Below are 24,705 nucleotides of genomic sequence, written 5' to 3' on the forward strand. Positions count from 1 at the left end.
CCCCCATGGACACCGTCAAGGTACTGATCGCGGGCATGGGCTACGCCGGCACGCGGTTCCTGACCGCGCTGCGCAGCCTCTCGGGCCCGGGCGAACTCGGTCTCGACATCGAGGTCGCCTATCACGCACGCCACCGCACGGTCGAGGACGTCCCGTACTTCGCCACCGTCGAGGAGGCTCTGGAGGCCTTCTCGCCCGATCTCGTCATCGTCGCGGTGACGGACTCGGCGCACGCCGAGATCCTGACGCGCATGGCGGGCTACCGGGGCTTCGTGCTGGCCGAGAAGCCCCTCGCCTCCGTCCATGACGACCTGGAGTCGGTGGCCTCGGCCATGAGCGAGGTCTCCGGATTCGCCGTGGACCTGGTGGGGCGGTACTCGGAGGCGAGCATGGCCCTCCACGCGTACGTGCACCACCACCGGCTCAACCTGGTGCGGGCGCACGCCACGTGGGGCAAGAACCGCATCAACGACCACCGGCCCACGGTCGGGGTCACGAGCGAGGTCATCCACTCCCTGGACCTGGTGCAGCGACTCGCCCTGGACGGCGAGCGGCTGCGGCTGCGCAACGCCGTCGGCGTCTGCTCCGACTACTCGATCTCGGGACCCGACGTCCTGGACAGCGTGGCCCTCACCGCCCAGCTCGGCGACGCGGTGGTGAGCTGCTACAGCAGCTTCGTCAACGTCACCCGGCAGCGCACGATCGACTGCACCTTCCGCGCCGCCGACGGCGGCCTGGTGTACGCCGCCGCGGAGTACTCCAACCCCACGTGGGACGCCGACCAGTTGCGGATCTGGCGGGTCATCGACGGCCGCGAGGAGACGCTCTGCGCGGTGGACACCCGCGACGATCCGGTTCCCGAGGGATTCGACACCATCGTCGGGCTGCGCCGTGTCGTCGCGGACGCCGTGCGGTTCGCCCACGACCGGCAGCGTCCCGTGGTGCCGTTCGCCGGGATCGAGGAGTCGGTACGGCTGCAGCTCCTGCTCAACGAGATAGAACAGACCGCCCAGTTGACCGGGCCGGTCGGCTACTTCCCCGACGGCCGGCAGGTCAGCACCGAAACGGACTTGGAGCGCCTCGGATGAGCGCCACACAGACAGCAGCACCTCCCCGGGCACAGGACGGACGCGGCAGGTTCATCCCGCTGCTCGCGCTGGGCACGTTCGCGCTGGGCGTGGACGCCTACGTGATGGCCGGGCTCCTGCCGCACGTGTCGGAGGACCTGAGCATCTCGACGTCGTCGGCCGGGCAGATGGTCACCGTCTTCACGCTCTGCTACGCGCTGGGCGGGCCGGTGTTCGCCACCCTGCTGGCCAAGCGGTCGGCGAAGGTGGTGCTCGGCGTGGCGCTGGTGGTCTTCACCCTCGGCAACGCGCTGACCGCACTCGCCCCGACGCTGCCGGTCCTCCTGGTGGCGCGTGCGGTGGCGGGCGTCGGCGCGGGCGTGTACTCGCCCATAGCCGCGGCCACGGCGGCCGGGCTCACCACTCCGGAACGGCGTGGCCGTGCGCTGGCCACCGTCATGGGCGGGCTGAGCATCGGCACCGTCATCGGTGTCCCCGTCGGCATGCTCCTCGCCTCGCACATCGGGTGGCGCGGCACGCTGTGGCTGATCACGGCGCTGGGCGTGGTCGCGCTGATCGGCATCGTGCGGCTGCCGAAGATCGAGGTGAGCCCTCCGCCGCCGCTGGGCCGCCGGGTGCGGGCCCTGGCCAGCGGCCGGGTCGCGGGCATCGTCTCCGTCTCGCTGCTCGGCGGCATCGCGAGCCTCGGCCTGTACACCTACCTCGCCGAGTTCCTCCTCGACGCCGCCCACACCCACCAGACGGTCTGGGCGATGTGGGCCTGGGGCGCGGGCGGCATCATCGGCAGCCTCCTGATCGGCCGTGTCGTGGACCGCACCCGTCGCCCGTTCGCCGCGGTCACCTGGATCCTGGTGCTCATCGTGGCCAGCCAGTTCGTGCTGCCGACCGCCGCGCACACGGCCGCGGTCCTGGCGGTCGTGCCGCTCGTGATCTGGGGTGCGGCCGGCTGGGCGGTGCAGGTGCCGCAGCAGCATCAGCTGATCGCGGCCCAGCCCGAACAGGCCACCGTCGCCGTCTCGCTGAACAGCTCCGCGGTCTACCTCGGCAGCGGCATCGGGTCCGCGCTCGGCGGCCTGGTGCTGGGCCTCGGCGCGGCCCCGGGCGCGCTGCCGTACTACACGGGCGCGCTCACCGTGGTCGCCCTCGTGCTGCACCTGACCGTCGTACGGGGTGCCGTCCGGCGGGCCGAGAGCGCGGCCACAACCCCCTGACCTGGGCAAATGACCAGGGTTGGCTAGCATTGCCCGCATGGATATCGGGCTGCGTCATCTGCAATGCTTCCTCACCCTGGCCGAGGAGCAGCACTTCACCTGGGCCGCCGACCGCCTCGGTATGTCCCAGCCCACGCTCAGCCGGCACATCCAGCGCCTGGAGGGGGTGCTGGGCCGCGATCTGGTGGACCGCAGCACCCGCCACCCCCGCCTCACCGCGGAGGGGCACCGGCTGCGCGCCGATCTCCAAGTCCTGCTGCCGCAGCTGGAGTCCGCGCTCCAGCCTCCCGAGCCGCAGCCCTCGCTGCGGCTCGGCTATGCGTGGGGCTACCCCCTCCAGCGTGGCCGCCAGGCGCAGGCCACGCTGGAGGAGCGGCACCTCGTCCTCGTGCAGACCGTACGCCGGGACGACCGCACCGCCGGCCTGCGCGAGGGCGCGGTCGACGCGGCCCTGCTCTGGGGGACCGTCCGCGATCCGCGCCTGGTCACCACCGAGATCCTGCGCGAGCCGCACATCGCGGCGGTCGCCCGCACCTCCACCCTGGCGGTGCGCGACCGGGTCACGTGGCGCGACCTCGGCCGCCGCTGCCTCATCGTCAACACCGTCAGCGGCACGCTCAGCGCCCAGGACTGGCCGGCCGACGCGACCCCCGAGATCGGCGCGGAGACCTCCAACATCGAGGAGTACCTGCACGCCGTGGCGGGCCGCCGCGGGGTCGGCGTGCTCCCGGTCTCGGTGGCCGCGCAGCACCCGGACCCCGACATCCTGTACCTCCCCCTGACAGGCGCCCCACCCGCGATCCTGACCTACGCCTACCCCCGCACCAACCCCCACCCCTACGCGGCCACCTTCGGCCAAGCCCTCCGCCAGGACCAGCCCGAGCGCTCCACCCCCCGGACGGAGGGGCAGCGGACGGCTTCGGCGGAGGTGTAGGGGTGGGTCACGGGTTTGTGCGGGCGGTCTCGCGCCGCGCACGCGTGAACGCGCAAGCCAGAGACGTCACGCGTCCTCGCGCACCGGCTCCAGAATCGCGACACACTCCACATGATGGGTCGTCGAAACGGTGAATCAATCACATGAAAGAAATCCGCAGGTCAGCGCCGTACCGAGGGCAGTTCGGGCCAGGTTCGGTGTGCGTTACGGCGCCACATGCGATCTCTTGTCGCATGACCCCCCTGGCGCGAGCTCGTGATTGCGGAGGCCAGGGCGCGAGCAGAGAATCAGCCGGGGCATCGCTTTATGGCATTTAAAATGCCATACTCCCGTTATGGCTGGCGACGACACTGACTTCCTCCCCGGCGATGGGCCCACCAGCGGCATTTCCGTCTCCCTCGCCGCCGGCACCCTGCAGGCGATCCGGGAACGGGTCGGCAAGCGGGGCGTGTCCGCCTACCTGGAGAAGGCTGCACAGCGGCAGATCGAGCGCGACAGCCTGGACGAGCTGATCGCCGACTTCGAGCGCGTCAACGGCCCCGCCGATCCGGAGGCCGTGGCCGCCAAGCGGACCAAGCTCACCGGCACCCCGGACTCCGGGGCCGGTGCGGCCGCGTGAGCGGCGCTCTGATCCTGGACAGTGAGGGCCTGGCCAAGGCCGTCCAGCGCGACCGCGAAATCCAGGAGTGGCTTGCCGCCGCCCGCGATGCCGACTGGCCCATCATCACCTCGGCTGCGGTGCTGGTGGAGGTGATCCACCCCAGGATCAATGACGCGGCGCTGAGTTGGACGCTGTCCCGACTGCGCGTAGAGCCGGTCACTCGGGCCATCGCCCAGTCCGCCGCCACGCTGCTGCGTACGGCCGGGCTGCACGGCCACAAGTACGCCATCGACGCCATGCTCTGCGCCACCGCGCTCGTTCAGCCCGGCCGCGTCACGATCCTGACGTCCGATGTCGAAGACATCTCCACGCTCACCGCGGACCACACCCGCGTCTTGGCCGAGAAGGTCTGACGCGGTCAGAGCCGGCAACCAGTCCCTGCCCGCACCAGCACCAGCACCAGCACCAGCACCAGCACCAGCACCAGCACCAGCACCAGCACCAGCACAGTATCGGCGAGGCGGCACCCTCGACGGGGAGTGATGTTGCGTTTACCGTAAGTTGAGGAACATGCAGGCGTGTGCTGGCCTCGGGGGGCGGGATGCAGCGCAAGGAGCGGTTTCGGAGCATCGTCAGCGATTTCGGTGCAACCTGTAAGCAGGCATTGCTGCACGGGCAGAAGGAAGCCGCGATCCGCCGAGCGGTAGAGACCCTTCTCGTCGAAGCGGCGGGGGTGTTGGGGTTGCAGGCGGTCCTACATGCCGAAGTCGCCATCGCTGCACACCGCATACGCCCTGACCTGGCAATACGGGTCGGAAAATTGCCGCGCAACATCGTCGGCTACGTCGAGCTCAAGAGCCCCGACAAGAGCACTATCCATCCTGGCGGCCTGAATCAGCGCGACCGCCGTCAATGGGAAGGCATGGCGAAACTGCCCAACCTGATCTACACGAACGGTCAGACCTGGATCATGTACCGTTCAGGTCGGCAGTACGGCGACACCATCCACTTCGAGGGTGATCTGCGCAGCGCCGGCTCCCGCCTACGACTGCCGGTCGCCAGCGAGGCCGCTTTCGAGGCCATGCTTGTCGCGTTCTTCAGCTGGCAACCCCAGCCACTGACGTCAATGCGGGAAGTGGTCGCCCAGGTCGCCCCGCTGTGCACTCTTCTGCGTGATGCCGTTCACGACCGCCTCGACGCCGAAGGGGTCCTTCCGCGCCATCAACGCCCGTTCACCGACCTGGCTTCCACACTTGAGGTTGACCTCTTCCCAACCACGGATGACCGGGACAAGCGTGCCACCTTCGCTGATCGGTACGCCCAGTCCGTCACCTTTGCGCTCCTGCTCGCCAGTTCAGATGCCGCTGGTGACAAAGACAAGACATTGATCGGCACGAGCCTGCACGACGTGGGCCGACGCCTCGGGACTGAGCACTCCGTGATGGGCCGCGCCTTGCAGATCCTCACCGACCAGGTCGAGGGGGAATTCCGCGACAGCCTGGACATGCTCGTCCGCGTCATCGACGCCATTGACTGGGAGAGTGCCCTCGCCAGCGAACCCAGCTTCCACATCCATCTCTACGAGCACTTCTTGCAGGAGTACGACGCCGACCTACGGAAGGATTCGGGCACCTATTACACGCCAGCCCCGCTGGTGGCAGAGATGATCCGCCTGGTTGATGAGGTGCTGGCGACCACTCTGGACTGCCCGGATGGCTTCGCTGACCCCGGCGTGTCCATAATCGACCCGTCGATGGGAACCGGCACCTTCCTCACCGGCATCATCGACCTCGTCGCCCGCAAACAGTCCGAAGGTGGCAACGAAGGCTTCCGCGCCGAATCCGTGCAAGAGCTCGCCAGCCGACTGATCGGGTTCGAAAAGCAGATGGGAGCCTTCGCTGTCGCTCAGATGCGCGTGGGACAGATGCTCCGACACCTCAATGCCCGGGTTCGACTGGGCGACATGCGCCTGCACCTGGCCGACACTCTCGCTGACCCGTGGCGACCCAGTGAACTCTTCGATCGCTACGGCGCCTTGTGGGGGCCTTTACGCGAGGATGCCGAGGCAGCCAGCAAGATCCAGCGCAACGAACGAATCACCGTCGTCATCGGCAACCCTCCCCACCGAGAACAGGCAGAGGGTCAGGGCGGATGGATCGAGAAGGGCTCACCGGGCCGCGGTGCCCCGCCCCTGGACGACTTCCGGCTGCGGGGTGCAGCAGGCGTGTACGAGAACAAACTGAAGAGCCTCTGCACCTACTTCTGGCGCTGGGCCACCCACAAAGTCTTCGACCAGCATGGCGATCACGGCGTCGTCTGCTTTGTCAGCACCGGCGGCTTCATCCGCAGCGCAGCCTTCCAGGGCATGCGTTCCTACCTGCGACGCACCTGCACAGAGGGTTGGGTCATCGACCTCACACCCGAGACGAAGAGGCCCCCGCTCAACAGCCGCTTCTTCCCTGGAGTTCAGCAGGAGTTGGCCATCGCCATCTTTGTCCGCCGGCAAGGCGAGCTACAGGAGAACTTGGCACCCGTCCACTACGCGGCTGTTCATGGAACCCGCCCAAACAAAGAGGAGCAGCTGCATCACCTGCATATCAGCGGCCCCGGCTGGCGCACTTCCCGGTCTGTCGAGCCTGCCCCTTTCACGCCTGCCCCTCAAAGCGGCTGGGACACTTTCCCTGCCCTCACCGAGCTAATTCCCTGGTGCAAGCCTGGCATCAAGACCAACCGAAACTGGGTCATCAGTCCATCCAAAACCATTTTGCACCGACGTTGGAACCGCCTCGTACAAGAGCGTGACCCCGCAACGAAACAGGAACTGTTCAAAGCGACCCGTGACCGCACCCTGGAAAAGGAAGCCCGCCAGATCCCGGGCCATCCCCACCCGCCAATCCGCCTACACATCGAGCGGGGCCCTTGTCTCACTCCGATACGAATTGCCCATAGGGCCCTCGATCGCCAATGGCTCATACCCGACGGTCGAGTCATCGACTACTCCCGCCCCGAGTTGTGGCAAGCCGATATCGACGGTCAAATCTTCGTAGTCGAACAGCACACCCAACGCCTGCAGACAGGGCCAGGACTGCTATTCACGGCCCTAGTCCCAGACATGCACTACTTCAACGGAAACGGGGGCCGCGTCCTACCGCTCTTGCACGCCGACCGAACCCCCAATATCACCCCAGGGCTCTTGCCTCACCTCGCCAACTCCTACGGTCTCCAGCAAATCCTTCCCGAGGAGTTACTCGCCTATGTCGCCGCTGTCACTGCCCATCCCGCCTTCACGGAGCGGTATGCGGATGACCTCAACTCCCCCGGCATACGTATCCCCCTGACCTCCGATCGTGACCTCTGGCATGAGGCCATCAGCCTTGGGCGCCACGTCTTGTGGTCCTCAACGTTCGGCACACGCTGTATCGACCCGGACGACGGCCGCCCAGCAGGCACATGGAATTGGTGGCGGCGCCTACACCCCGAGATCACATACGCCCGGGAGATCGCATCCGACTCGCTCCCATCGGCCGTCAACTACGACGTCGAACACCACCACCTTGTTATCGAGGGCGGCATCTTCACCGGCGTAACTCCCCGCATGCGCAACTACGCCACAGGTGGACGCAACGTGCTCGACAGCTGGCTCGCTTACCGGAGCGACCGCGCCACCGGCAAGATAACCAGCGAACTCGACCGTGAGCGCCCTGATCAGTGGGAACCGGAATGGAGCCGGGAACTCGTCGAAGTTCTTGCTGTACTCAGGCATCTCACAGCCTTGGAACCTCAGCAGGCAGAGCTTCTCGACCGCGTGGCCGCCGCCCCCATAATCGACGTCGCTGAACTCACCCGCCGCCATGTACTCCCGGTGCCTGACCGCGCCCAGCTCGCTCACACCGGTCCGATCCATGTATTCCTGCCCGGCATGGACACAGTCGATGGCCAACCGTCAGGCCCCGTCAAACCGCTGTCTCTCCCGAATGACCCCGCGGATGCCACGCCGCCCAAGTCGCACTCACCAGCACACCCCGCCCCACGCGCCCGACGGCGTCGCGGCCCGGACTAATTGATGGTGCACGAATCCCCGCGGAAACGTCGAACATCGTCGCCGGGGCAGCAGCACAGGAGCACTACGGATACCGCACGCACTGCGGCTACGAACTCAATGTGGTCGACATCCCCGCATGGCGCCTCGCCGAACTCGCCCCGATCCCGTGCCGGCCAGACTCGTCAAACCCCACCCTGTCGTGACCTCGGTATAAAGGCAGCCGAGCCCATGGGATTGACTCAATCAATCCAAGGCCGAGCCCTTCGCATCATCCAAGCCCTCATCACCACCACCGAGAACCATGGCCACAAGGCAAACACTCAGAACCACCCAGGGCGCAAGAAGGCGGCCTCCGTGGCGAAGTCGCTGAACGCAAACGCCGCGCGGATCAGCTAGCCCATGAGGCGAATCAACGGAGCTGGGGAGCCCCCATGCAGGAAGCCCGCACCGCGCACGCTCACGCCCATCGCGTCAAACGCCTCGAAGGACAACCGGACGCCTGGCACCAGACCAAGCGCCTGACCGAATACGTCACAGCGGTACCGCAAAGACGGAAGCCGACAGGCCCCACCCGACGCACCGTCACCTGCAAGAACGAGCGCCTGGCACATCATCAGAGCGCGCGCCAAAAGGGCCTCGCGTGCGTCGGACATGCGTCAAGATACCGCCCGTAACGCCCACAGCACACATAGCGCACGCTCAGCGAATCCGCAGGTCAGAGGTCACGCGTCCTCGCGCACCGGCTCCAGGATCGCCACGCACTCCACGTGATGCGTCATCGGAAACAGATCGAACGCCCGCAGCGTGCGCGGCTTGTAGCCCGCCTCTGCGAAGTACGCCAGGTCGCGGGCCAGGGCGGCCGGGTCGCAGGCCACGTAGGCGATGCGGCGGGCGCCCAGGGCCGCCAGGTGTTTGACCGTCTGCTTGCCGGCGCCCGCGCGGGGCGGGTCCAGGACGATCAGGTCCGCTTCGGTGATCTTGGTGCGGGGCAGCACCTGCTCGACCTTGCCGTGTTCCACGCGGACCCGGGGCAGGTCGGCCAGGTTGTGGCGGGCGTCCTCGACGGCGCGCTTGGAGGACTCGATGCCGAGCACCGCGCCGGTCTCGCCGACGCGCTCGGCGATCGCGCCCGCGAACAGGCCGACGCCGCAGTACAGGTCGAGCGCCATCTCACCCTTGCGCGGCATCAGGCCCTGCATCACGGCCTTGACCAGGGTGTCCGGGGCCTGCGGGTGGACCTGCCAGAAGCCGCCCATGCCGACGCGGTAGGTGCGGCCGTCGGCGCGCTCGCGGACGAAGCCGCGGCCGTGGACCCGGTGGATTCCGCCGTCCTTCTCCTCGACCCGGAGCACTGATACGGGCTTGTCGAGCTCCACCAGGGGCAGGCGGCCGCCCGGCCGAGGGGTGAGGACGACCTGGCGGTCGTGCGAGCCCGAGGCCGCGATCGCCTCGACCGACGCCAGCTGCGGCCACTCCCGCTTCTCGATGCCCAGCTCCGTCACGCCCGGCGAGGCGATCATGCAGTGGTCGACCGGCTCGACGTCGTGCGAGCGGTGCTTGCGCAGGCCCGCGCGGCCCTCGTCGTCGATCGCGTACTGGACGCGGGTGCGCCACGCCGGGACCTGGCCCGCGGGGAGCTTGTCGCCCTCGGCGGGCATGACCGTGCCGTCCCAGCCGGCCTCCTCGGGCGTGAGGCCCGCGAGGCGCTGGAGCTGCTCGGTGATGACGTCGCCCTTGAGGCGGCGCTGGGCGCCGGGCTTGGCGTGCTGCCAGTCGCAGCCGCCGCACTTGCCGGGACCGGCGAACGGGCAGGGCGCCTCGACCCGGTCCTTCGACGGCTCCAGGATCCGCACCGCGTCCGCGCGCAGGAAGCGGGAGTCGCTCTCGCCCTCGGTGACGCGGGCGACGATCTTCTCGCCGGGCAGGGCGTGGCGTACGAACAGGACGCGGCCCTCGGCGGTGCGGGCGATGCAGTGGCCGCCGTGTGCGACGGGGCCGACCTCGACCTCGTACTCCTCCCCGACCAGCGACGACAGCGACGGCTCGGGTGCGTTCTGCTGCATGGGTGGGTGACTCCAGGGGGAAGAGGGGAAAACGGCGGGCGGCCGGGCGGTCAGCCCACCAGTCTACGTGGGTGTCGCCCGGCCGCCCGCCACAGGCACGGCTCAGCTCTTGTTGCTCGGCTCCTTGGGCCGGGGCACCGGGCCCCGTCGCACCGAACCGGGCGCGTTCCAGTCGGCGCGCTTGCGGGCCCGCTTCTTGGCGGCCTCGGAGGACTCCAGCTGGTAGGGGACGGAGGTCACCATGACGCCGGGGGTGAACAGGAGGCGGCCCTTGAGGCGCAGGGCGCTCTGGTTGTGCAGCAGGTGCTCGTACCAGTGGCCGACCACGTACTCGGGGATGAACACGCTGATCGCGTCGCGCGGGCTCTCGCGGCGCAGGCCCCGCACGTACTCGATGATCGGGCGGGTGATCTCGCGGTAGGGCGAGTCGAGGATCTTGAGCGGTACGTTGATGCCGCGCCGCTCCCACTCCTCCTTGAGCGCCTTGGTCTCGGCCGGGTCGACCGAGATCGACAGGGCTTCGAGCTGGTCGGAGCGCATGAGCTTGGCGTAGGCCAGGGCGCGCAGGGTGGGGCGGTGCACCTTGGAGACCAGCACGATCGAGTGCACGCGGGAGGGCCGCAGGCTGTCGTCGGAGGGCTCGTCGGGGGCCGCGATCTCCTCGGAGACCCGGTCGTAGTGCTTGCGGATCGCGGTCATCGTTCCGTAGAAGATGACCATGCCGAGCAGCGCGACCCAGGCGCCGTGGGTGAACTTCGTGGCCAGGACCACCACGAGCACCAGGCCGGTGAAGAAGGCGCCGAACGCGTTGATCGCGCGGGAGCGGATCATGCGGCGGCGCTTGGCCGGGTCGGTCTCGGTGGCCAGGTGGCGGTTCCAGTGGCGGACCATGCCGGTCTGGCTGAGCGTGAACGACACGAAGACGCCGACGATGTACAGCTGGATCAGCCGGGTCGAGTCCGCGCCGTAGATCACGACGAGCAGCACGGCGGCGCCGGCCAGCAGCACGATGCCGTTGGAGAACGCGAGCCGGTCGCCGCGGGTGTGCAGCTGGCGGGGCAGGTAGCGGTCCTGGGCGAGGATCGAGCCGAGCAGCGGGAAGCCGTTGTACGCGGTGTTCGCGGCGAGGAACAGGACCAGCGCGGTGGCCGCGGCGAGCACGATGAACAGGAAGCTGCCGTTGCCGAAGACGGCCTCGGCGACCTGGGAGATCACCGGGTTCTGGACGTATCCGGAGCCGACCGGGGCGCCGTTGTGCAGCAGGTCCTCGCCCGGCTTCTCGGCCATCCGCACATGGGTGGTCATGGCCAGCGCGATGATGCCGCAGAACATGGTGACGGCCAGGGCGCCCATCAGGGCCAGGGTGCTGGCGGCGTTCTTCGACTTGGGCTTGCGGAAGGCGGGGACGCCGTTGCTGATCGCCTCGACGCCGGTGAGCGCCGCGCAGCCGGAGGAGAAGGCGCGCAGCAGCAGGAAGACGAGGGCGAAGCCGGCCAGGCCCTGGTGCTCGGCCCGGATCGTGTAGTCGGCGGTGGGCGCCTTCATGGTGTCGCCCATGACGAGGCCCCGGTAGGCGCCCCAGGCGATCATGATGAAGACGCCGGCGACGAAGACGTACGTCGGGATCGCGAAGAGCTTGCCCGACTCCTTGACCCCGCGCAGGTTCATCAGGGTGAGGAGCACGATCACGGCGACGGCGCACAGCACCTTGTGCTGGACGACGAAGGGGATCGCGGAGCCGAGGTTCTCGATGCCGGAGGCGATCGAGACGGCCACGGTCAGGACGTAGTCGACGAGCAGGGCGGAGGCGACGGTGAGTCCGGCCTTGGGTCCGAGGTTGGTGGTGGCGACCTCGTAGTCGCCGCCGCCGCTCGGGTAGGCGTGCACGTTCTGCCGGTAGGAGGCGACCACGGTGAACATCAGCACCACGACCGCGACCGCGATCCAGGGACTGAAGTGGTACGCCGACACACCCGCCACGGAGAGCACCAGGAGGACTTCTCCGGGCGCGTACGCAACGGACGAGAGCGGGTCGGAGGCAAAGACGGGAAGTGCGATGCGCTTGGGGAGGAGCGTTTCTCCCAGCTTGTCGCTGCGCAGCGCCCGGCCGATCAGGATCCGTTTGGGCACGTCGGTCAGTTTGGACACGCAGAGGATCGTAAGCGCTCTGTCTCGCTGAGGCCCACCCGGCTCCCGTCGACGGCGGTACGTGCTGGAGGCACTGAGTGAGTGCATCGCGGGGCGGTCCGCATAAGCTCATCAGGCGGCAACGTGGATTTCTGTTGCCACGCTGTTGCCCGGCTAGCCGAGAAGGAAGTAGTGAGCAGGGTGTTTGCGCAGGTCATCGGGGCGACCAGGAGTGCGGGGTAAGGGGACGTGCACATCGTCATCATGGGCTGCGGGCGAGTGGGAGCCGCTCTCGCGCAGACCCTGGAACAGCAGGGCCATACGGTCGCGGTGATCGACCAGGACCCCACGGCCTTCCGTCGGCTGGGTGCGGGCTTCGGCGGGCGCCGGGTCACGGGCGTCGGCTTCGACCAGGACACCCTGCGCGAGGCGGGGATCGAGGAGGCCGGCGCGTTCGCGGCGGTCTCCAGTGGCGACAACTCCAACATCATCGCGGCCCGGGTGGCGCGCGAGATGTTCGGCATCGAGAACGTGGCGGCCCGGATCTACGACCCGCGCCGTGCCGAGGTCTACCAGCGGCTCGGCATCCCGACGGTCGCCACGGTCAGCTGGACCGCCGACCAGATGCTGCGGCGGCTGCTGCCGTCCGGCGCGGAGCCGCTGTGGCGCGACCCGAGCGGTGGCGTGCAGCTGGCCGAGGTGCACACCTCGGCGGCCTGGATCGGCCACAAGATCAGCAAGCTGCAGGAGGAGACCGGCGTACGCGTCGCGTTCCTCACCCGGCTGGGGGAAGCGGTCCTTCCGACGTCCCAGACGGTCCTGCAGGAGGGCGACCTGGTGCACGTCATGATGCGTACCGACGAGGTCGAGAAGGTCGAGGCGGCGTTCGCCCAGGGTCCCGAGGAGGGCGGTCACTGATGCGCGTGGCGATTGCCGGGGCCGGCGCGGTGGGCCGTTCCATCGCGGGCGAGCTCTTGGAGAACGGGCACGAGGTGCTCCTCGTCGACAAGGCGCCCACCGCCATCTCGGTGGAGCGGGTGCCGCTGGCCGAGTGGCTGCTCGCGGACGCCTGCGAGATCACCTCGCTCGACGAGGCGGCGCTCCAGCGGTGCAACGTGGTCATCGCGGCCACCGGCGACGACAAGGTGAACCTGGTCGTCTCGCTGCTCGCGAAGACCGAGTACGGGGTGCCGCGGGTGGTGGCCCGGGTCAACAACCCGAAGAACGAGTGGCTGTTCAACGAGTCGTGGGGCGTGGACGTCGCCGTCTCGACGCCGCGCCTGATGTCGGCGCTGGTCGAGGAGGCGGTGAGCGTCGGCGATCTCGTTCGGCTGCTGCGCTTCAGCCACGGCGACGCCAACCTGGTCGAGCTGACGCTGCCGCCGGAGTCGGCGCTGGCCGGCACGCAGGTCGGCGACGTGGCCTGGCCGGAGGACACCTCGCTGGTCACGATCATCCGTGGCACGCGGGTCCTGACGCCGAGCCAGGAGGAGACCCTGGAGGCGGGCGACGAGCTGCTGTTCGTGGCCGCGCAGGCCCGCGAGGAGCAGCTGGAGGACCTCCTCTCGGTCCGCCGCGAGGACTGATCCCGCGCGAAAGGGCCCGGAACCGTGGCGGTTCCGGGCCCTTCGTCGTGTGCGGCGCGGGCTACGCCTCGCCGGCCGCGGCGGCCTTGCGGGCCTTCTCGGCGGCCTCCTCGGCCTCCATCTCGGCGAAGACGTCGATGGGTGCCGGGGCCTTCGCGAGGAAGACCCAGGTGAGCCAGACCGCGAGGAGGAACGGCGGGATCTTCAGGGCGATCAGGACCCAGCCGAGCTGCGAGGTGTTGGCCCACCAGTACAGCGGGAAGAGGATCGCGCACTTGGCGAGCAGGATGAGCCCCCAGGCCCAACTGGCCTTCGCGTACGCGGCCTTGCGGCCCGGGTTGCGGGTGCGCCAGGACAGGTTCTCCTTGAAGACCGGTCCGAGGATCAGCCCGATCAGCGGTACCCCGCAGAGGGTGGTGACGATGTACGCGAGCGCCAGGCCGAGGGTGTAGAGCATGCCCGGCAGGTAGAAGTCCTTGGCGTTGCCCGTCATCATCGCGAAGACCACGCCGAAGGCCACACCGAAGACGCCGCTGAAGGCGTGCTTCATGGTGTCCTTGCGGACCAGGCGGACCACGACGAGCAGCAGCGACACCGCGAGGGCGGCGATCGCCGAGGTGTGCAGGTCCTTGTTCACCGTGAAGATCGTGACGAAGAGCAGTCCCGGAAGGACCGTCTCCACCATGCCGCGCACCCCGCCGAACGCCTCGAAGAGCGCGGCCTCGGTCACCGCCTTCGCGTCGGCGGGCGGGGTGGAGGTGGGGGTGGTGGTCGGCTTGTCGACTGACGTCACCGGCTACTCCTGTCCGAGCGGTCGGAGTTCGTATTTGGGGTTGAACAGCACCCGCCGGCCGTGGCTCATGGAGATCCGGCCCGAAGCGATGAGCTTGCGGCCCGGCTCGATGCCCACGATCGAGCGCCGTCCCAGCCACACCACGTCCAGCGGGGCGGTGCCGTCGAAGAGCTCGGCCTCGAGCGCCGGCACACCCGCCCGCGGTCGCAGGGTGACGGTCCGCAAGGTACCAGTCACTTTGACTATCTGGCGGTCACTGCACTCGGAGATGCGGGTGCACCCCGTGGCCTGCGTGTCCTCCTGCAGTTCCGCGGAGTGCAGGTCCTCCTGCGAGGTGGACAGCCGGTCGAGCATCCGGCGGAAGCGCCCCGCGGGCTTCTCGGTACGAAGGTCAGCACTCATACAGAAAGCGTAACCGGCAAGACCGCTGCGGAATCAAAGCGTGTGGTCAGCACGGGCCTGGTCGCGCTACGGCATCGGTACCGGAGGGGGCGCACGCGGTCAGCGTTCGAAGCGGTAGCCCATGCCCGGCTCGGTGATGAAGTGGCGCGGGTGCGAGGGGTCGAGCTCCAGTTTGCGGCGCAGCTGGGCCATGTAGACCCGCAGGTAGTTGGTCTCGGTGCCGTAGGAGGGCCCCCAGACCTCCTGGAGCAGCTGCTTCTGGCTGACCAGGCGGCCCGTGTTGCGCACCAGGACTTCGAGCAGGTGCCACTCGGTCGGGGTCAGGCGTACGTCGCGGCCGTCCCGGTTGACCTTCTTGGCGGCCAGGTCGACGGTGAAGTCGTCGGTCTCCACCATCACCACGTCGTCGGCGCCGTCCGCGCCGCCGACCGGTTCGGCCCGGCGCACGGCGGCGCGCAGCCGGGCGAGCAGCTCGTCCATGCCGAACGGCTTGGTGACGTAGTCGTCGGCCCCGGCGTCGAGCGCCTCGACCTTCTCGTCGGAGGTGTGCCGGGCGGAGAGCACCAGGATCGGGACCCGGGTCCAGCCGCGCAGCCCCCGGATGACCTCGACGCCGTCCATGTCGGGCAGGCCGAGGTCGAGCACGACCACGTCGGGGTGGCGGGCGGCGGCGAGCTGGAGGGCGGTCGCGCCGTCGGGGGCCGCGTCCACCTCGTACTTCCGTGCCTTGAGGTTGATCACGAGCGCGCGCACGATCTGCGGCTCGTCCTCGACCACGAGCACCCGGGTCATCTGGGACACCTGCCTTCTGCGGGGACTGACGATGCGGTTCGGTTCATGAGCCGACCTGGGCGGAGAGGTCGGCGGGGGTGCGGCCCGGGCCGGGGGCGGCGCGCACGGTGAGGACCATGGTGAGGCCGCCGCCGGGGGTGTCCTCGGCGGCCAGGGTGCCGCCCATGGCCTCGGCGAAGCCCCGGGCGACGGCGAGTCCGAGGCCGACTCCGGCCCCGCGGGGGGCGTCGCCGTAGCGCTGGAAGGGCGCGAAGATGCGGTCCTTGGCGGTGTCGGGGACGCCGGGGCCGCGGTCGGTGACCCTTATCTCGACGCGTTCGGCCAGGCCGCTGGCGGCGACGGTGACGGGGCTGTCGAGCGGGCTGTACTTGACGGCGTTCTCGACGATGTTCGCGACGGCCCGCTCCAGCAGGCCCGGGTCGACCTCGACCATGGGCAGTGTCTCGGGGATGTCGAGGACCACGCTGTCCTCGGGGACGCCGCCGAGCGCCATGGGCACGACCTCGTCGAGGTCGATCTCGCGGATGAGCGGGGTCACGGTGCCGGTCTGGAGGCGCGACATGTCCAGGAGGTTGCCGACGAGGTGGTCGAGCCGGTCGGCGCCGCCCTCGATGCCTTCGAGGAGCTCGGCGCGGTCCTCGTCGGACCATTCGACGTCGTCGGAGCGCAGCGAGGTCACCGCGGCCTTGATGGAGGCGAGCGGGGTGCGCAGGTCGTGGCTGACGGCGGCGAGCAGCGCGGTGCGGATGCGGTTGCCCTCGGCGAGCTTGCGGGCCTCCTCGGCCTCCCCCACCAGGCGCTGGCGGTCCAGGACCACGGCGGCCTGGGCGGCGAAGGCGCCGAGCACCCGGCGGTCCTCGGCGGGCAGCACCCGCCCGGACAGGGCGAGCGCCATGTGGTCGCCGACCGGCATGTCGACGTCCGCGTCCTCCGGGCGCCGGACCGGGTGGGGTCCGACGCTGCCCGCGCGGGTCCAGGGCTCCACGTCGCCGGCGCGCTCCAGGAGGGCGACCGACTCCATGGCGAAGGTCTCGCGGACCCGCTCCAGGAGGGCGTCCAGGCTGGTCTCGCCGCGCAGGACGCTGCCCGCCAGGAAGGAGAGGATCTCGGATTCGGCGCGCAGCCGGGCGGCCTGGTGGGTGCGGCGGGCGGCCACGTCCACGACGGAGGCCACCGAGACGGCCACCAGGACGAAGATGACGATGGCGACGATGTTCTTCGGATCGGCGATCGTGATCTTGTGGACGGGCGGGGTGAAGTAGTAGTTCAGGAGGAACGAGCCGAACGCGGCCGAGGCGAGCGCCGGGGCCAGGCCGCCGAGCAGGGCCGCGGCCACCGTCAGCGTCAGGAACAGCAGCATGTCGTTGGCGAGCCCGAGGTCCGCGTCGACGTTGGTGAGGAGCACGGTCAGCAGGGCGGGGCCGATCACGCCGGCCGCCCAGCCCCACACCAGGCGGGCCCGCCCGAGCCGGGCGCCGCGCGCCACGGGAAGGCCGCGGCCCTTGGCGACCTCTTCGTGGGTGACGATGTGGACGTCGAGGTCGGGCCCGGAGTCGCGGGCCACGGTCTGTCCTACGCCGGGGCCGAGGATGTACTGCCAGGCCTTGCGGCGGCTGGAGCCGAGGACGATCTGGGTGGCGTTGACGCCGCGCGCGAAGGCGAGCAGCGAGGCCGGGATGTCGTCGCCTATGACGTGGTGGAAGCTGCCGCCGAGGTCCTCGACGAGGGTGCGCTGGACGGTGAGTTCCTTGGGCGAGGCGGAGGTGAGGCCGTCGCTCCTGGCCACGTACACCGCGAGGATCTCGCTGCCGGAGCCCTTGGCGGCCATGCGGGCGGCGCGGCGGATGAGGGTGCGGCCCTCGGGTCCGCCGGTGAGGCCGACGACGATGCGCTCGCGGGCCTGCCAGGTGGACTTGATGTCGTGCTCACCGCGGTACTGCTGGAGGTATTCGTCGACCCGGTCGGCGACCCACAGCAGCGCGAGTTCGCGCAGCGCGGTGAGGTTGCCGGGCCGGAAGTAGTTGGACAGGGCCGCGTCGACCTTGTCCGGCTGGTAGATGTTGCCGTGCGCCATGCGGCGGCGCAGCGCCTGGGGCGACATGTCGACGAGCTCGATCTGGTCGGCCCGGCGCACCACCTCGTCGGGGACCGTCTCGCGCTGGCGTACGCCGGTTATGGACTCGACGACGTCGCCGAGCGACTCCAGGTGCTGGATGTTGACGGTGGACACGACGTCGATCCCGGCCGCGAGCAGCTGCTCGACGTCCTGCCAGCGCTTGGTGTTGCGGGCGCCGGGAACATTGGTGTGCGCGAGTTCGTCCACCAGGGCGACGTCGGGCGCGCGTTCCAGGACGGCGTCGACGTCCATCTCGGTGAAGAGGCTTCCGCGGTACTCGATCTCACGGCGCTGGATCTGCTCCAGGCCGTGCAGCATGACCTCGGTGCGCGGTCTGCCGTGGTGCTCGACGAAGGCGACGACGCAGTCCGTGCCCCGCTCCACCCGGCGGTGTGCCTCGGACAGCATGGCGTAGGTCTTGCCGACGCCAGGTGCCGCGCCGAGGTAGATCCGAAGCTTGCCGCGTGCCATGGCCCCATTGTCTTTCAGAATTCAGCTGCGTACGCTGCGTCGACCTTACGGCCAACAATTCCAACAAAGGGGGTGAGGGCGGGGCGGGAGTCACGTATTGACGCGATTCTGATGCCCCGCCCCTGGGGTCACGGGCGGCTCGGCCGGCGGCCGTGGTCGACGAGCTGCCCGTCGTTCAGCTCCAGGACCCGGTCGGCGAGGCCGAGGAGCTGGCTGTCGTGGGTGGCGACCAGGGCGGTGACGCCCTCGCTGCGGACGACGGCGCGCAGCAGCTCCATCACGGCGAGGCCGGTGTCGGCGTCGAGCTGGCCGGTGGGCTCGTCCGCGATGAGCAGCGCGGGCCGGTTGGCGAGCGCGCGGGCGATGGCGACGCGCTGCTGCTGGCCGCCGGAGAGCTCGCCGGGGCGCTGCTGGGCGTGGCCGCCGAGGCCCACGAGGGAGAGCAGCAGCGCGACGCGGTCCTCGCGCTCGCGCGGGTCGGTCTTCTTGAGGCGCATCGGGACGCCCACGTTCTCGGCGGCGCTGAGGATCGGGATGAGGCCGAAGGACTGGAAGATGAAGCCGATCCGGTCGCGGCGCAGCTCCAGGAGGCCCTCCTCCGCCAGGCCGACGATGTCGGTGCCGTCGACGGTGATGGTGCCCTCGTCGGGCTGGTCGAGCCCGCCGAGCAGGTTGAGCAGGGTGGTCTTGCCGGAGCCGGAACGTCCCTTGAGGGCGACGAGTTCGCCGCGCGGCACCTCGAAGGACACGCCGCGCAGCGCGTGCACGGCGGCGGCGCCGCTTCCGTACGAGCGGTGCAGGTTGTCGACCCGGACCATGGCCCCGGTCGGCCGGTCCCCCGCGACCGCCGTCGCGCCGCCCTGCCCGCTGGTGCTCTGCGTCATCGCCCGATTCCCCCGTACGTCTGTGTGCGCGGCCGGGCGCCAGTATGTGCAGGTTACACCCGGCCGGGCAATGGATGCCCGGGTTTCGGCCCGGATTGCCCGCCTGGGCGGGGGTTTCCGGGGGCGCCGAAGCAACGCGTCTCCGGGGGCGTGCCCGTACGACGCCGATGGGCCGCGCCCCAAGAAGGAGTGCGGCCCGTCGATGGAGAGGGTGCGGTCAGCGGACCTCGGTGATCTCGGGGCCGCGCTGGAGCTGGCCCATGCCGCCGGAGAAGCGCGAGCCCTCCTGGTCCTCCTGCTGGACGCCCTCGGGCACCATCTGCGCGTCGTTGGGCAGCTTCAGGACGATCGGGTCGCGGGGCGCCATCGGGCCCTCGCCGCGCACCACGACGGTGTCGCGGAAGATCGTCTCCAGGAGCCCGGCGGCCTGCGGCTGCACCGCGCCCTGGCCGGAGATGACACCGCGCAGGAACCAGCGGGGACCGTCCACGCCCACGAAGCGGACCAGCTGGACGCCGTTGGTGCCGTCGGGCAGCTGCACGGGGACCTGCGCGCGCAGCTCCCAGCCGAGCGGGCCCTCGACCTCGTCGATGATGCCGCCCTGCTGGGTGATGCCGGAGGCGATCTCCTCGCGGACCTCGCCCCAGATGCCTTCCTTCTTGGGCGCCGCGAAGGCCTGCAGCTGGACCGCGCTGTCGTGCAGCACGACCGTGGCCGCCACGATCGCGTCGCCCGCGACCTCGACCCGCAGCTCCATGCCCTCGACCCCGGGGACGAAGAGCCCGCCGAGGTCCACCCGGCCCTCGCCGGGCTCGGAGACCTCGGAGATGTCCCAGGGACCGTCCGGACGGGGCGCCGGCGGCAGGTTCACCCTGCGCACCTCGCCCTCGCCACCCGCGCCGGCCTCGATGTCATCGGCCTCGGCGCCCTCGACAACCTGCTCGGCCTCGCCCGCCGAGTCCTCGGCGGTACCGCTCTTCTTGCGACGTCCGAACACGTCACTGTCCTTCCCGGTCGGATACGACCGAAGCGTATCGATTCCCACCCGTAGTGCCGCCACCGGCGGCCGAACCGTCCACGGCCGCATGACCGCCCGTGGACCCGAAGCCCCCCTCGGCCCGCGCCGAGCCGGGAAGCTCCGCCACCTCGTGGAAGCGCACCTTCTCGACCTGCTGGACGACCAGTTGGGCAATGCGGTCGAAACGCTCGAACCGAACGCTCTCGCGAGGGTCGAGGTTGACCACGATCACCTTGATCTCCCCACGGTACCCGGCATCCACCGTCCCCGGGGCATTCACCAGGGCGACACCGCACCGGGCCGCGAGCCCCGAGCGGGGGTGCACGAACGCCGCGTACCCGTCGGGCAGCGCGATGGAGACGCCGGTCGCCAGGACGGCCCGCTCGCCCGGGGCGAGCTCGGCGGCCTCGGTCGTCACCAGGTCCGCACCGGCGTCGCCCGGGTGCCCGTACGCCGGGATCGGCACCTCCGGGTCCACACGGCGGATGAGGACATCTACGGGTTCACGGCTCACGGGTTCACCTCGAAGGCGCGGGCGCGCCTGACCTGGTCGGGGTCGGACATCGCGGCCTGGATCTCGGCCGGGCGTCCGTTGTCGATGAAGTGGTCCACCTTCACCTCGATGAAGAGGGCCTGGGCACGGACCGCCACGGGCCCCTCGGGGCCGCCGATGCGGCCGGTGGCCCGGGAGTAGATCTTGCGGCCCGCCACCGCGGTGACCTCGGCCTCCAGGTGCAGCACCGTGCCGACCGGGACCGGGCGGACGAAGTCCGTCTCCAGGCGGCCGGTCACCGCGATCACCCGCAGCAGCCAGTTCAGCGAGCCGAGCGTCTCGTCGAGGGCGGTGGCGAGCACCCCGCCGTGGGCGAGGCCGGGGGCACCCTGGTGGGCCTCGCGCACGGTGAACTCGGCGGTGACGGTCACGCCGCTGCCCGCCCGCGCGGCCAGGTGCAGTCCATGGGGCTGTCCGTCGCCACAGCCGAAGCAGTGCCCGTAGTGCGCACCGAGCAGTTCGCCGGGTGCGGGCGCCTCGGGGTGCCGCACCGGCGCTATGGCGTCGGCCGGGGGCGTCAGGGACGCAGATGTAGCAGTCACAGCCGCAGACCTTACCCGCGGTCAAGGCGCAGGTCCCGCCGTGCCAAGCTAGCTTTCATGCAGCCCAATGCCCCGCAGTACGCAGAACGCCTCACCGCGCCCCGGTCGTGGTGGCTCATCTCCGTCCTCGTCGGTTTCGCGTGCGCCCTGATGCTGCTGCCGGTGGGCACCCTTCCGATGCTGGCCGGCTTCGTGGGCGGCACGGCGGTGTCGTGGGTGGTGGTGAGCGCGTACGGCTCGGTGCGGATCCGGGTGCTGCCGGACACGCTGGTCGCGGGCGAGGCCCGCATTCCGGTCCGGGCGCTGGGCGAGGCCGAGGTCCTGGACGCCGACGAGGCCCGGGCCTGGCGGCTGCACAAGGCCGATCCGCGCGCGTTCATGCTGCTGCGGGCCTACATCCCGACGGCGGTGAAGGTGGAGATCACGGACCCGGCCGACCCGACTCCGTACGTCTACCTCTCGACCCGGGATCCCGAGGCGCTGAAGGCGGCGCTGGCCGCCGTCCGCGCCGGCTGAGGGGGCGGCTCCTCAGCGGCCGAGCTCCCTGGGCATCGCGCCCGGCGGCAGCGGGTCGTCGGGCTGCTCCAGGGGCGGCAGCTCGGGCAGCGCGTCCCAGGGCACCTGGCGTGCGCGGAGGTCCTTCCGGATGTGCCCGGCGACCTTCTTGGTGTCGCGGCGGTTCATCACGGCGCCGACGGCCGCGCCGACCATGAACGGTGTCAGGTTCGGCAGGTTGCGGACCATGCGCTTCATGATCTGCTGGCGCAGCTCGCGCTTCATCTGGCCGCCGAGCGCGAAATTGAGCGTCGTCGGCTTGGTGACGTCGATTCCCCGCTCCTCGGTCCACGACGTCAGATAGGCCATGGAGCGCTCTTTGAGCGTGCCGGGCGGCCGCATTCCGTAGACCTCGTGCAGCTCGGCGATGAGCTTCAGCTCGATGGCGGCGACCCCGGTGATCTCCGCGGCCAGCTCGGCGGGCATCGCGGGCGGGACGGGCAGCATCGCGGCCGCGCCGATTCCCGCGCCGACCGTGGACGTGCCATTGGCGGCGCCCGCGATCAGCTTGTCGGCGATCTCCTCCGGACCGAGGCCGGGGAAGTGGGCGCGCAGCGTCGCCAGGTCCCGCACGGGAATGCGGGGGGCGATCTCGATAACGCGATCGGCAAGGTGGCCGAGCGAGGCCTTGATGCCCTCGCCGCCCTTGCGTACGCCCTTCTTGAGCACCGGAACGCTCTTCTTCAGGGCGGGAACGCCCCGGTCCAGAGCGCCCCTGCGCAGGGCGTCCAGGCGTCGGGCCCCGGCCGCGGGCCCCGCCTCTTCCTCAGTCTCCGGTGCCGTGCCCGCTGCTTCGAGCGAGGCCTGGTGGCCCCGCTCGGCGTCACGTGCACCATCGACAGCGCTCACCGCGGGGAGGCGGGCCGGCTGGGCGGGGTCTTCCACGCCTTCTGCCGGGCCTGTGCCGCCCTGGGGCGCCTCGGTGGAACCCGGGGCACCCTGTCGCCGGAACGGTCGCTTCCGGGGCGGTTTCGCGCCTGCCACGACGTGCCTGCTCAGTCGCAGTCGCGGCAGATCGGCTGGCCGTTCTTCTCGCGGGCCAGCTGGCTGCGGTGGTGCACGAGGAAGCAGCTCATGCAGGTGAACTCGTCGGCCTGCTTGGGCAGGACGCGGACGGCGAGCTCTTCGTTGGACAGGTCCGCGCCGGGCAGTTCCATGCCCTCGGCGGCCTCGTACTCGTCGACGTCGACGGTCGAGGTGGACTTGTCGTTGCGCCGGGCCTTCAGCTCTTCAAGGCTGTCGGAATCGACGTCGTCGTCGGTCTTGCGTGGGGTGTCGTAGTCCGTTGCCATGTCGCTCTCCCCCTCTGGGTGGTTGCGGTGTCTCAGCGCACGTAACGCGTGAGAGGCCGGACTTGTGCCCGACCTGAGGCGGAGATTTTGCCTCACATCAAGGTCTGTTACTCAATCGACACCCAACCGCACTCCTCAAGAGTGATCGTCTTGGATGGCGATCGGGACCGTACACGGTCCTAATGTCGCACTTCACCAGCGCCACCTCGTGTACTTCCCGTGATCTCACCCCCTGGAAACCCGGACTTTTCCCGGGATTACGGGGATTTCACCGATCACGGAGAGTAGGTGGCCGGTTGTTTGCCTTTGTGACTGATCACACACGAAACTCTTCGGAACAGGTCCCGAAAATTCCGCGCAAAGCGAACCGTCACAACAGCTTCGAGCAGCGTCTCAGACAGGCAGGGTGACACGCATCACGAGGCCGCCGCCTTCGCGGGGCTCCGCGATGATACGGCCTCCGTGGGCCCGCGCGACCGACCGGGCGATGGACAGGCCGAGCCCGACGCCCTTGTCGCTGCCCGTGCGCTCGGTGCGCAGCCGCCGGAACGGCTCGAAGATGTTGTCGATCTCGTACGCCGGGACCACCGGTCCGGTGTTGGTCACGAGCAGCGTCGCGTGGCCGTCCCGGAGCTCGGTGACCACCTCGACCCAGCCGCCTTCCGGGATGTTGTACCGGACGGCGTTCTGCACCAGGTTCAGGGCGATGCGCTCCAGGAGCACGCCGTTGCCCTGCACGACCGCCGGGCTCCGCTCGCCGCGGATCTCCACGCCCTTCGCGTCGGCCTCGTTCCTGGCCTGGTCGATGGCGCGGGAGGCGACCTCGGCGAGGTCGACCGGCTTGCGGTCGATGATCTCGTTGTCGCTGCGGGCGAGCAGCAGCAGGCCCTCGACGAGCTGCTCGCTGCGCTCGTTCGTGGCCAGCAGCGTCTTGCCGAGCTGCTGGAGCTCCACCGGGGCGCCGGGGTCGGACAGGTGCACTTCGAGCAGGGTGCGGTTGATCGCGAGCGGGGTGCGCAGCTCGTGCGAGGCGTTCGCGACGAACCGCTGCTGGGCGGTGAAGGCCCGCTCCAGGCGGTCCAGCATCTCGTCGAAGGTGTCGGAGAGCTCCTTGAGCTCGTCGTCGGGGCCGTCCAGCTCGATCCGCCGGGTCAGGTCGGTGCCGGCCACCCTGCGGGCGGTCCGGGTGATCCGCCCCAGCGGCGACAGGACGCGGCCGGCCATCGCGTACCCGAAGGCGAAGGCGATGACGCTGAGGCCGACGAGCGCGAGCAGGGAGCGGCTCAGCAGGTTGTCGAGGGCGTGCTGGCGCTGCTGGGCCATGCAGGCGCTGATGGCGTCGTTGAAGTTCTGCGGGGTGCCCCGGTCGGGGAGCTGGCAGCTGCCGCTGGAGACCACGATGTTCTGGCCGTCCACGATCTTGAACGGGGTGCTTCCCGTGTGGAGAGCCTGGGCGGCCAGCAGGTAGATGATCGAGAGGAGCAGTATCCCCGCGATCATGAACATGCCGCCGTAGAGCAGCGTGAGCCGTATGCGGATGGTGGGCCTGAGCCACGGGAAGGGGGGCTCGGGGGACTTCGGGGCCCAGGTGGGCTTGGGTGGCGCCGTCGGCGGCGCGGGCGTGGCGGCCATCCC

At 69.8% G+C, this 24,705-nt stretch carries 22 protein-coding genes; 9 read left to right on the forward strand and 13 right to left on the reverse strand.

What is annotated here, in order from left to right; all coding sequences use genetic code 11:
* Nucleotides 1–5 precede the first annotated feature (5 nt).
* The 6 genes from DT019_RS29050 to DT019_RS29080 all read left to right on the forward strand — a co-directional run bounded on the left by DT019_RS29050 (nt 6) and on the right by DT019_RS29080 (nt 7,894).
* The gene (locus DT019_RS29050) at nt 6–1,088 is read left to right on the forward strand and encodes a Gfo/Idh/MocA family oxidoreductase (protein ID WP_114039916.1); all 1,083 of its coding nucleotides are present in this window, start codon (nt 6–8) and stop codon (nt 1,086–1,088) included.
* A complete protein-coding gene (locus DT019_RS29055) occupies nt 1,085–2,299 on the forward strand; it encodes an MFS transporter (protein WP_114039917.1) in 1,215 nt (404 codons plus the stop codon). The genes DT019_RS29050 and DT019_RS29055 overlap by 4 nt, the downstream gene beginning before the upstream one ends.
* A gap of 37 nt (nt 2,300–2,336) precedes the next feature.
* Nucleotides 2,337–3,233, forward strand: a complete 897-nt coding sequence (locus DT019_RS29060; RefSeq protein WP_114039918.1) for a LysR family transcriptional regulator — start codon at nt 2,337–2,339, stop codon at nt 3,231–3,233.
* Nucleotides 3,234–3,567: 334 nt separating this feature from the next.
* Nucleotides 3,568–3,852: a hypothetical protein gene (locus DT019_RS29065; RefSeq protein ID WP_114039919.1), complete on the forward strand. Its 285-nt coding sequence runs from the start codon at nt 3,568–3,570 to the stop codon at nt 3,850–3,852.
* Entirely contained in the window at nt 3,849–4,247 is a 399-nt protein-coding gene (locus DT019_RS29070; RefSeq protein WP_114039920.1) for a PIN domain-containing protein, read from the forward strand. The genes DT019_RS29065 and DT019_RS29070 overlap by 4 nt, the downstream gene beginning before the upstream one ends.
* A gap of 188 nt (nt 4,248–4,435) precedes the next feature.
* Nucleotides 4,436–7,894, forward strand: coding sequence for a type ISP restriction/modification enzyme (locus tag DT019_RS29080; protein ID WP_147267361.1), 3,459 nt, complete (start codon nt 4,436–4,438; stop codon nt 7,892–7,894).
* 704 nt (nt 7,895–8,598) lie between these two features.
* On the opposite strand, the gene DT019_RS29090 is transcribed toward DT019_RS29080, so the two are convergent.
* Nucleotides 8,599–9,939, reverse strand: a complete 1,341-nt coding sequence (locus DT019_RS29090; RefSeq protein ID WP_114039924.1) for a class I SAM-dependent RNA methyltransferase — start codon at nt 9,937–9,939, stop codon at nt 8,599–8,601.
* A gap of 102 nt (nt 9,940–10,041) precedes the next feature.
* Nucleotides 10,042–12,087: an APC family permease gene (locus DT019_RS29095; RefSeq protein ID WP_114039925.1), complete on the reverse strand. Its 2,046-nt coding sequence runs from the start codon at nt 12,085–12,087 to the stop codon at nt 10,042–10,044.
* Nucleotides 12,088–12,315: 228 nt separating this feature from the next.
* On the opposite strand from DT019_RS29095, the gene DT019_RS29100 reads away from it, so the two are divergent.
* Both DT019_RS29100 and DT019_RS29105 read left to right on the forward strand, forming a co-directional pair.
* On the forward strand, nt 12,316–12,984 hold the full coding sequence (locus DT019_RS29100) for a potassium channel family protein (RefSeq protein ID WP_114039926.1): 669 nt from the start codon (nt 12,316–12,318) through the stop codon (nt 12,982–12,984).
* Nucleotides 12,984–13,652 carry a potassium channel family protein gene (locus DT019_RS29105; RefSeq protein WP_114039927.1) on the forward strand — a complete coding sequence of 223 codons (669 nt, stop codon included), beginning with the start codon at nt 12,984–12,986 and terminating at the stop codon, nt 13,650–13,652. The genes DT019_RS29100 and DT019_RS29105 overlap by 1 nt, the downstream gene beginning before the upstream one ends.
* Nucleotides 13,653–13,713: 61 nt before the next feature.
* Here DT019_RS29105 and DT019_RS29110 read toward each other — a convergent pair whose 3' ends face one another.
* The 8 genes from DT019_RS29110 to DT019_RS29145 all read right to left on the reverse strand — a co-directional run bounded on the left by DT019_RS29110 (nt 13,714) and on the right by DT019_RS29145 (nt 21,223).
* On the reverse strand, nt 13,714–14,445 hold the full coding sequence (locus DT019_RS29110) for a DUF3159 domain-containing protein (RefSeq protein ID WP_114039928.1): 732 nt from the start codon (nt 14,443–14,445) through the stop codon (nt 13,714–13,716).
* A gap of 3 nt (nt 14,446–14,448) precedes the next feature.
* Nucleotides 14,449–14,847 carry an OB-fold nucleic acid binding domain-containing protein gene (locus DT019_RS29115; RefSeq protein WP_078966308.1) on the reverse strand — a complete coding sequence of 133 codons (399 nt, stop codon included), beginning with the start codon at nt 14,845–14,847 and terminating at the stop codon, nt 14,449–14,451.
* 99 nt (nt 14,848–14,946) lie between these two features.
* The gene (locus tag DT019_RS29120; RefSeq protein ID WP_114039976.1) at nt 14,947–15,639 is read right to left on the reverse strand and encodes a response regulator; all 693 of its coding nucleotides are present in this window, start codon (nt 15,637–15,639) and stop codon (nt 14,947–14,949) included.
* 43 nt (nt 15,640–15,682) lie between these two features.
* Entirely contained in the window at nt 15,683–18,226 is a 2,544-nt protein-coding gene (locus tag DT019_RS29125; protein WP_114039929.1) for a sensor histidine kinase, read from the reverse strand.
* A gap of 128 nt (nt 18,227–18,354) precedes the next feature.
* Nucleotides 18,355–19,110 carry an ABC transporter ATP-binding protein gene (locus tag DT019_RS29130; protein ID WP_114039930.1) on the reverse strand — a complete coding sequence of 252 codons (756 nt, stop codon included), beginning with the start codon at nt 19,108–19,110 and terminating at the stop codon, nt 18,355–18,357.
* 217 nt (nt 19,111–19,327) lie between these two features.
* Entirely contained in the window at nt 19,328–20,107 is a 780-nt protein-coding gene (locus tag DT019_RS29135) for a DUF3710 domain-containing protein (RefSeq protein WP_114039931.1), read from the reverse strand.
* A 1-nt stretch (nt 20,108) separates the two neighbouring features.
* A complete protein-coding gene (gene dut, locus DT019_RS29140; protein WP_114039932.1) occupies nt 20,109–20,642 on the reverse strand; it encodes a dUTP diphosphatase in 534 nt (177 codons plus the stop codon).
* Nucleotides 20,639–21,223 (reverse strand): PaaI family thioesterase, encoded by a 585-nt coding sequence (locus DT019_RS29145; protein WP_114039933.1) that lies wholly within the window; start codon nt 21,221–21,223, stop codon nt 20,639–20,641. Before DT019_RS29145 ends, dut begins: the two co-directional genes overlap by 4 nt.
* Nucleotides 21,224–21,280: 57 nt before the next feature.
* On the opposite strand from DT019_RS29145, the gene DT019_RS29150 reads away from it, so the two are divergent.
* A complete protein-coding gene (locus DT019_RS29150) occupies nt 21,281–21,739 on the forward strand; it encodes a DUF3093 domain-containing protein (RefSeq protein WP_114039934.1) in 459 nt (152 codons plus the stop codon).
* 12 nt (nt 21,740–21,751) lie between these two features.
* Here the strand turns inward: DT019_RS29150 and DT019_RS29155 are convergent, their stop codons facing one another.
* The 3 genes from DT019_RS29155 to DT019_RS29165 form a co-directional block, all read right to left on the reverse strand.
* Nucleotides 21,752–22,762: a hypothetical protein gene (locus tag DT019_RS29155; RefSeq protein WP_114039935.1), complete on the reverse strand. Its 1,011-nt coding sequence runs from the start codon at nt 22,760–22,762 to the stop codon at nt 21,752–21,754.
* Between the two features lie 11 nt (nt 22,763–22,773).
* Entirely contained in the window at nt 22,774–23,070 is a 297-nt protein-coding gene (locus DT019_RS29160; protein ID WP_053725482.1) for a DUF4193 domain-containing protein, read from the reverse strand.
* A gap of 393 nt (nt 23,071–23,463) precedes the next feature.
* Nucleotides 23,464–24,702, reverse strand: coding sequence for a sensor histidine kinase (locus DT019_RS29165; RefSeq protein WP_114039936.1), 1,239 nt, complete (start codon nt 24,700–24,702; stop codon nt 23,464–23,466).
* Between the last annotated feature and the right edge of the window lie 3 nt (nt 24,703–24,705).

Source organism: Streptomyces sp. SDr-06 (assembly GCF_003324565.1).
Lineage (GTDB): Bacteria > Actinomycetota > Actinomycetes > Streptomycetales > Streptomycetaceae > Streptomyces.

Excerpts from the sequence above, each read along its gene's own strand:
- DT019_RS29130 (WP_114039930.1), bottom strand. The coding sequence starts at position 19,110 with ATGACGCAGAGCACCAGCGGGCAGGGCGGCGCGACGGCGGTCGCGGGG.
- DT019_RS29105 (WP_114039927.1), top strand. The coding sequence starts at position 12,984 with ATGCGCGTGGCGATTGCCGGGGCCGGCGCGGTGGGCCGTTCCATCGCG.
- DT019_RS29120 (WP_114039976.1), bottom strand. The coding sequence starts at position 15,639 with ATGACCCGGGTGCTCGTGGTCGAGGACGAGCCGCAGATCGTGCGCGCG.
- DT019_RS29080 (WP_147267361.1), top strand. The coding sequence starts at position 4,436 with ATGCAGCGCAAGGAGCGGTTTCGGAGCATCGTCAGCGATTTCGGTGCA.
- DT019_RS29055 (WP_114039917.1), top strand. The coding sequence starts at position 1,085 with ATGAGCGCCACACAGACAGCAGCACCTCCCCGGGCACAGGACGGACGC.
- DT019_RS29090 (WP_114039924.1), bottom strand. The coding sequence starts at position 9,939 with ATGCAGCAGAACGCACCCGAGCCGTCGCTGTCGTCGCTGGTCGGGGAG.
- DT019_RS29060 (WP_114039918.1), top strand. The coding sequence starts at position 2,337 with ATGGATATCGGGCTGCGTCATCTGCAATGCTTCCTCACCCTGGCCGAG.
- DT019_RS29125 (WP_114039929.1), bottom strand. The coding sequence starts at position 18,226 with ATGGCACGCGGCAAGCTTCGGATCTACCTCGGCGCGGCACCTGGCGTC.
- DT019_RS29160 (WP_053725482.1), bottom strand. The coding sequence starts at position 23,070 with ATGGCAACGGACTACGACACCCCACGCAAGACCGACGACGACGTCGAT.
- DT019_RS29065 (WP_114039919.1), top strand. The coding sequence starts at position 3,568 with ATGGCTGGCGACGACACTGACTTCCTCCCCGGCGATGGGCCCACCAGC.
- DT019_RS29050 (WP_114039916.1), top strand. The coding sequence starts at position 6 with ATGGACACCGTCAAGGTACTGATCGCGGGCATGGGCTACGCCGGCACG.
- DT019_RS29165 (WP_114039936.1), bottom strand. The coding sequence starts at position 24,702 with ATGGCCGCCACGCCCGCGCCGCCGACGGCGCCACCCAAGCCCACCTGG.
- DT019_RS29115 (WP_078966308.1), bottom strand. The coding sequence starts at position 14,847 with ATGAGTGCTGACCTTCGTACCGAGAAGCCCGCGGGGCGCTTCCGCCGG.
- DT019_RS29150 (WP_114039934.1), top strand. The coding sequence starts at position 21,281 with ATGCAGCCCAATGCCCCGCAGTACGCAGAACGCCTCACCGCGCCCCGG.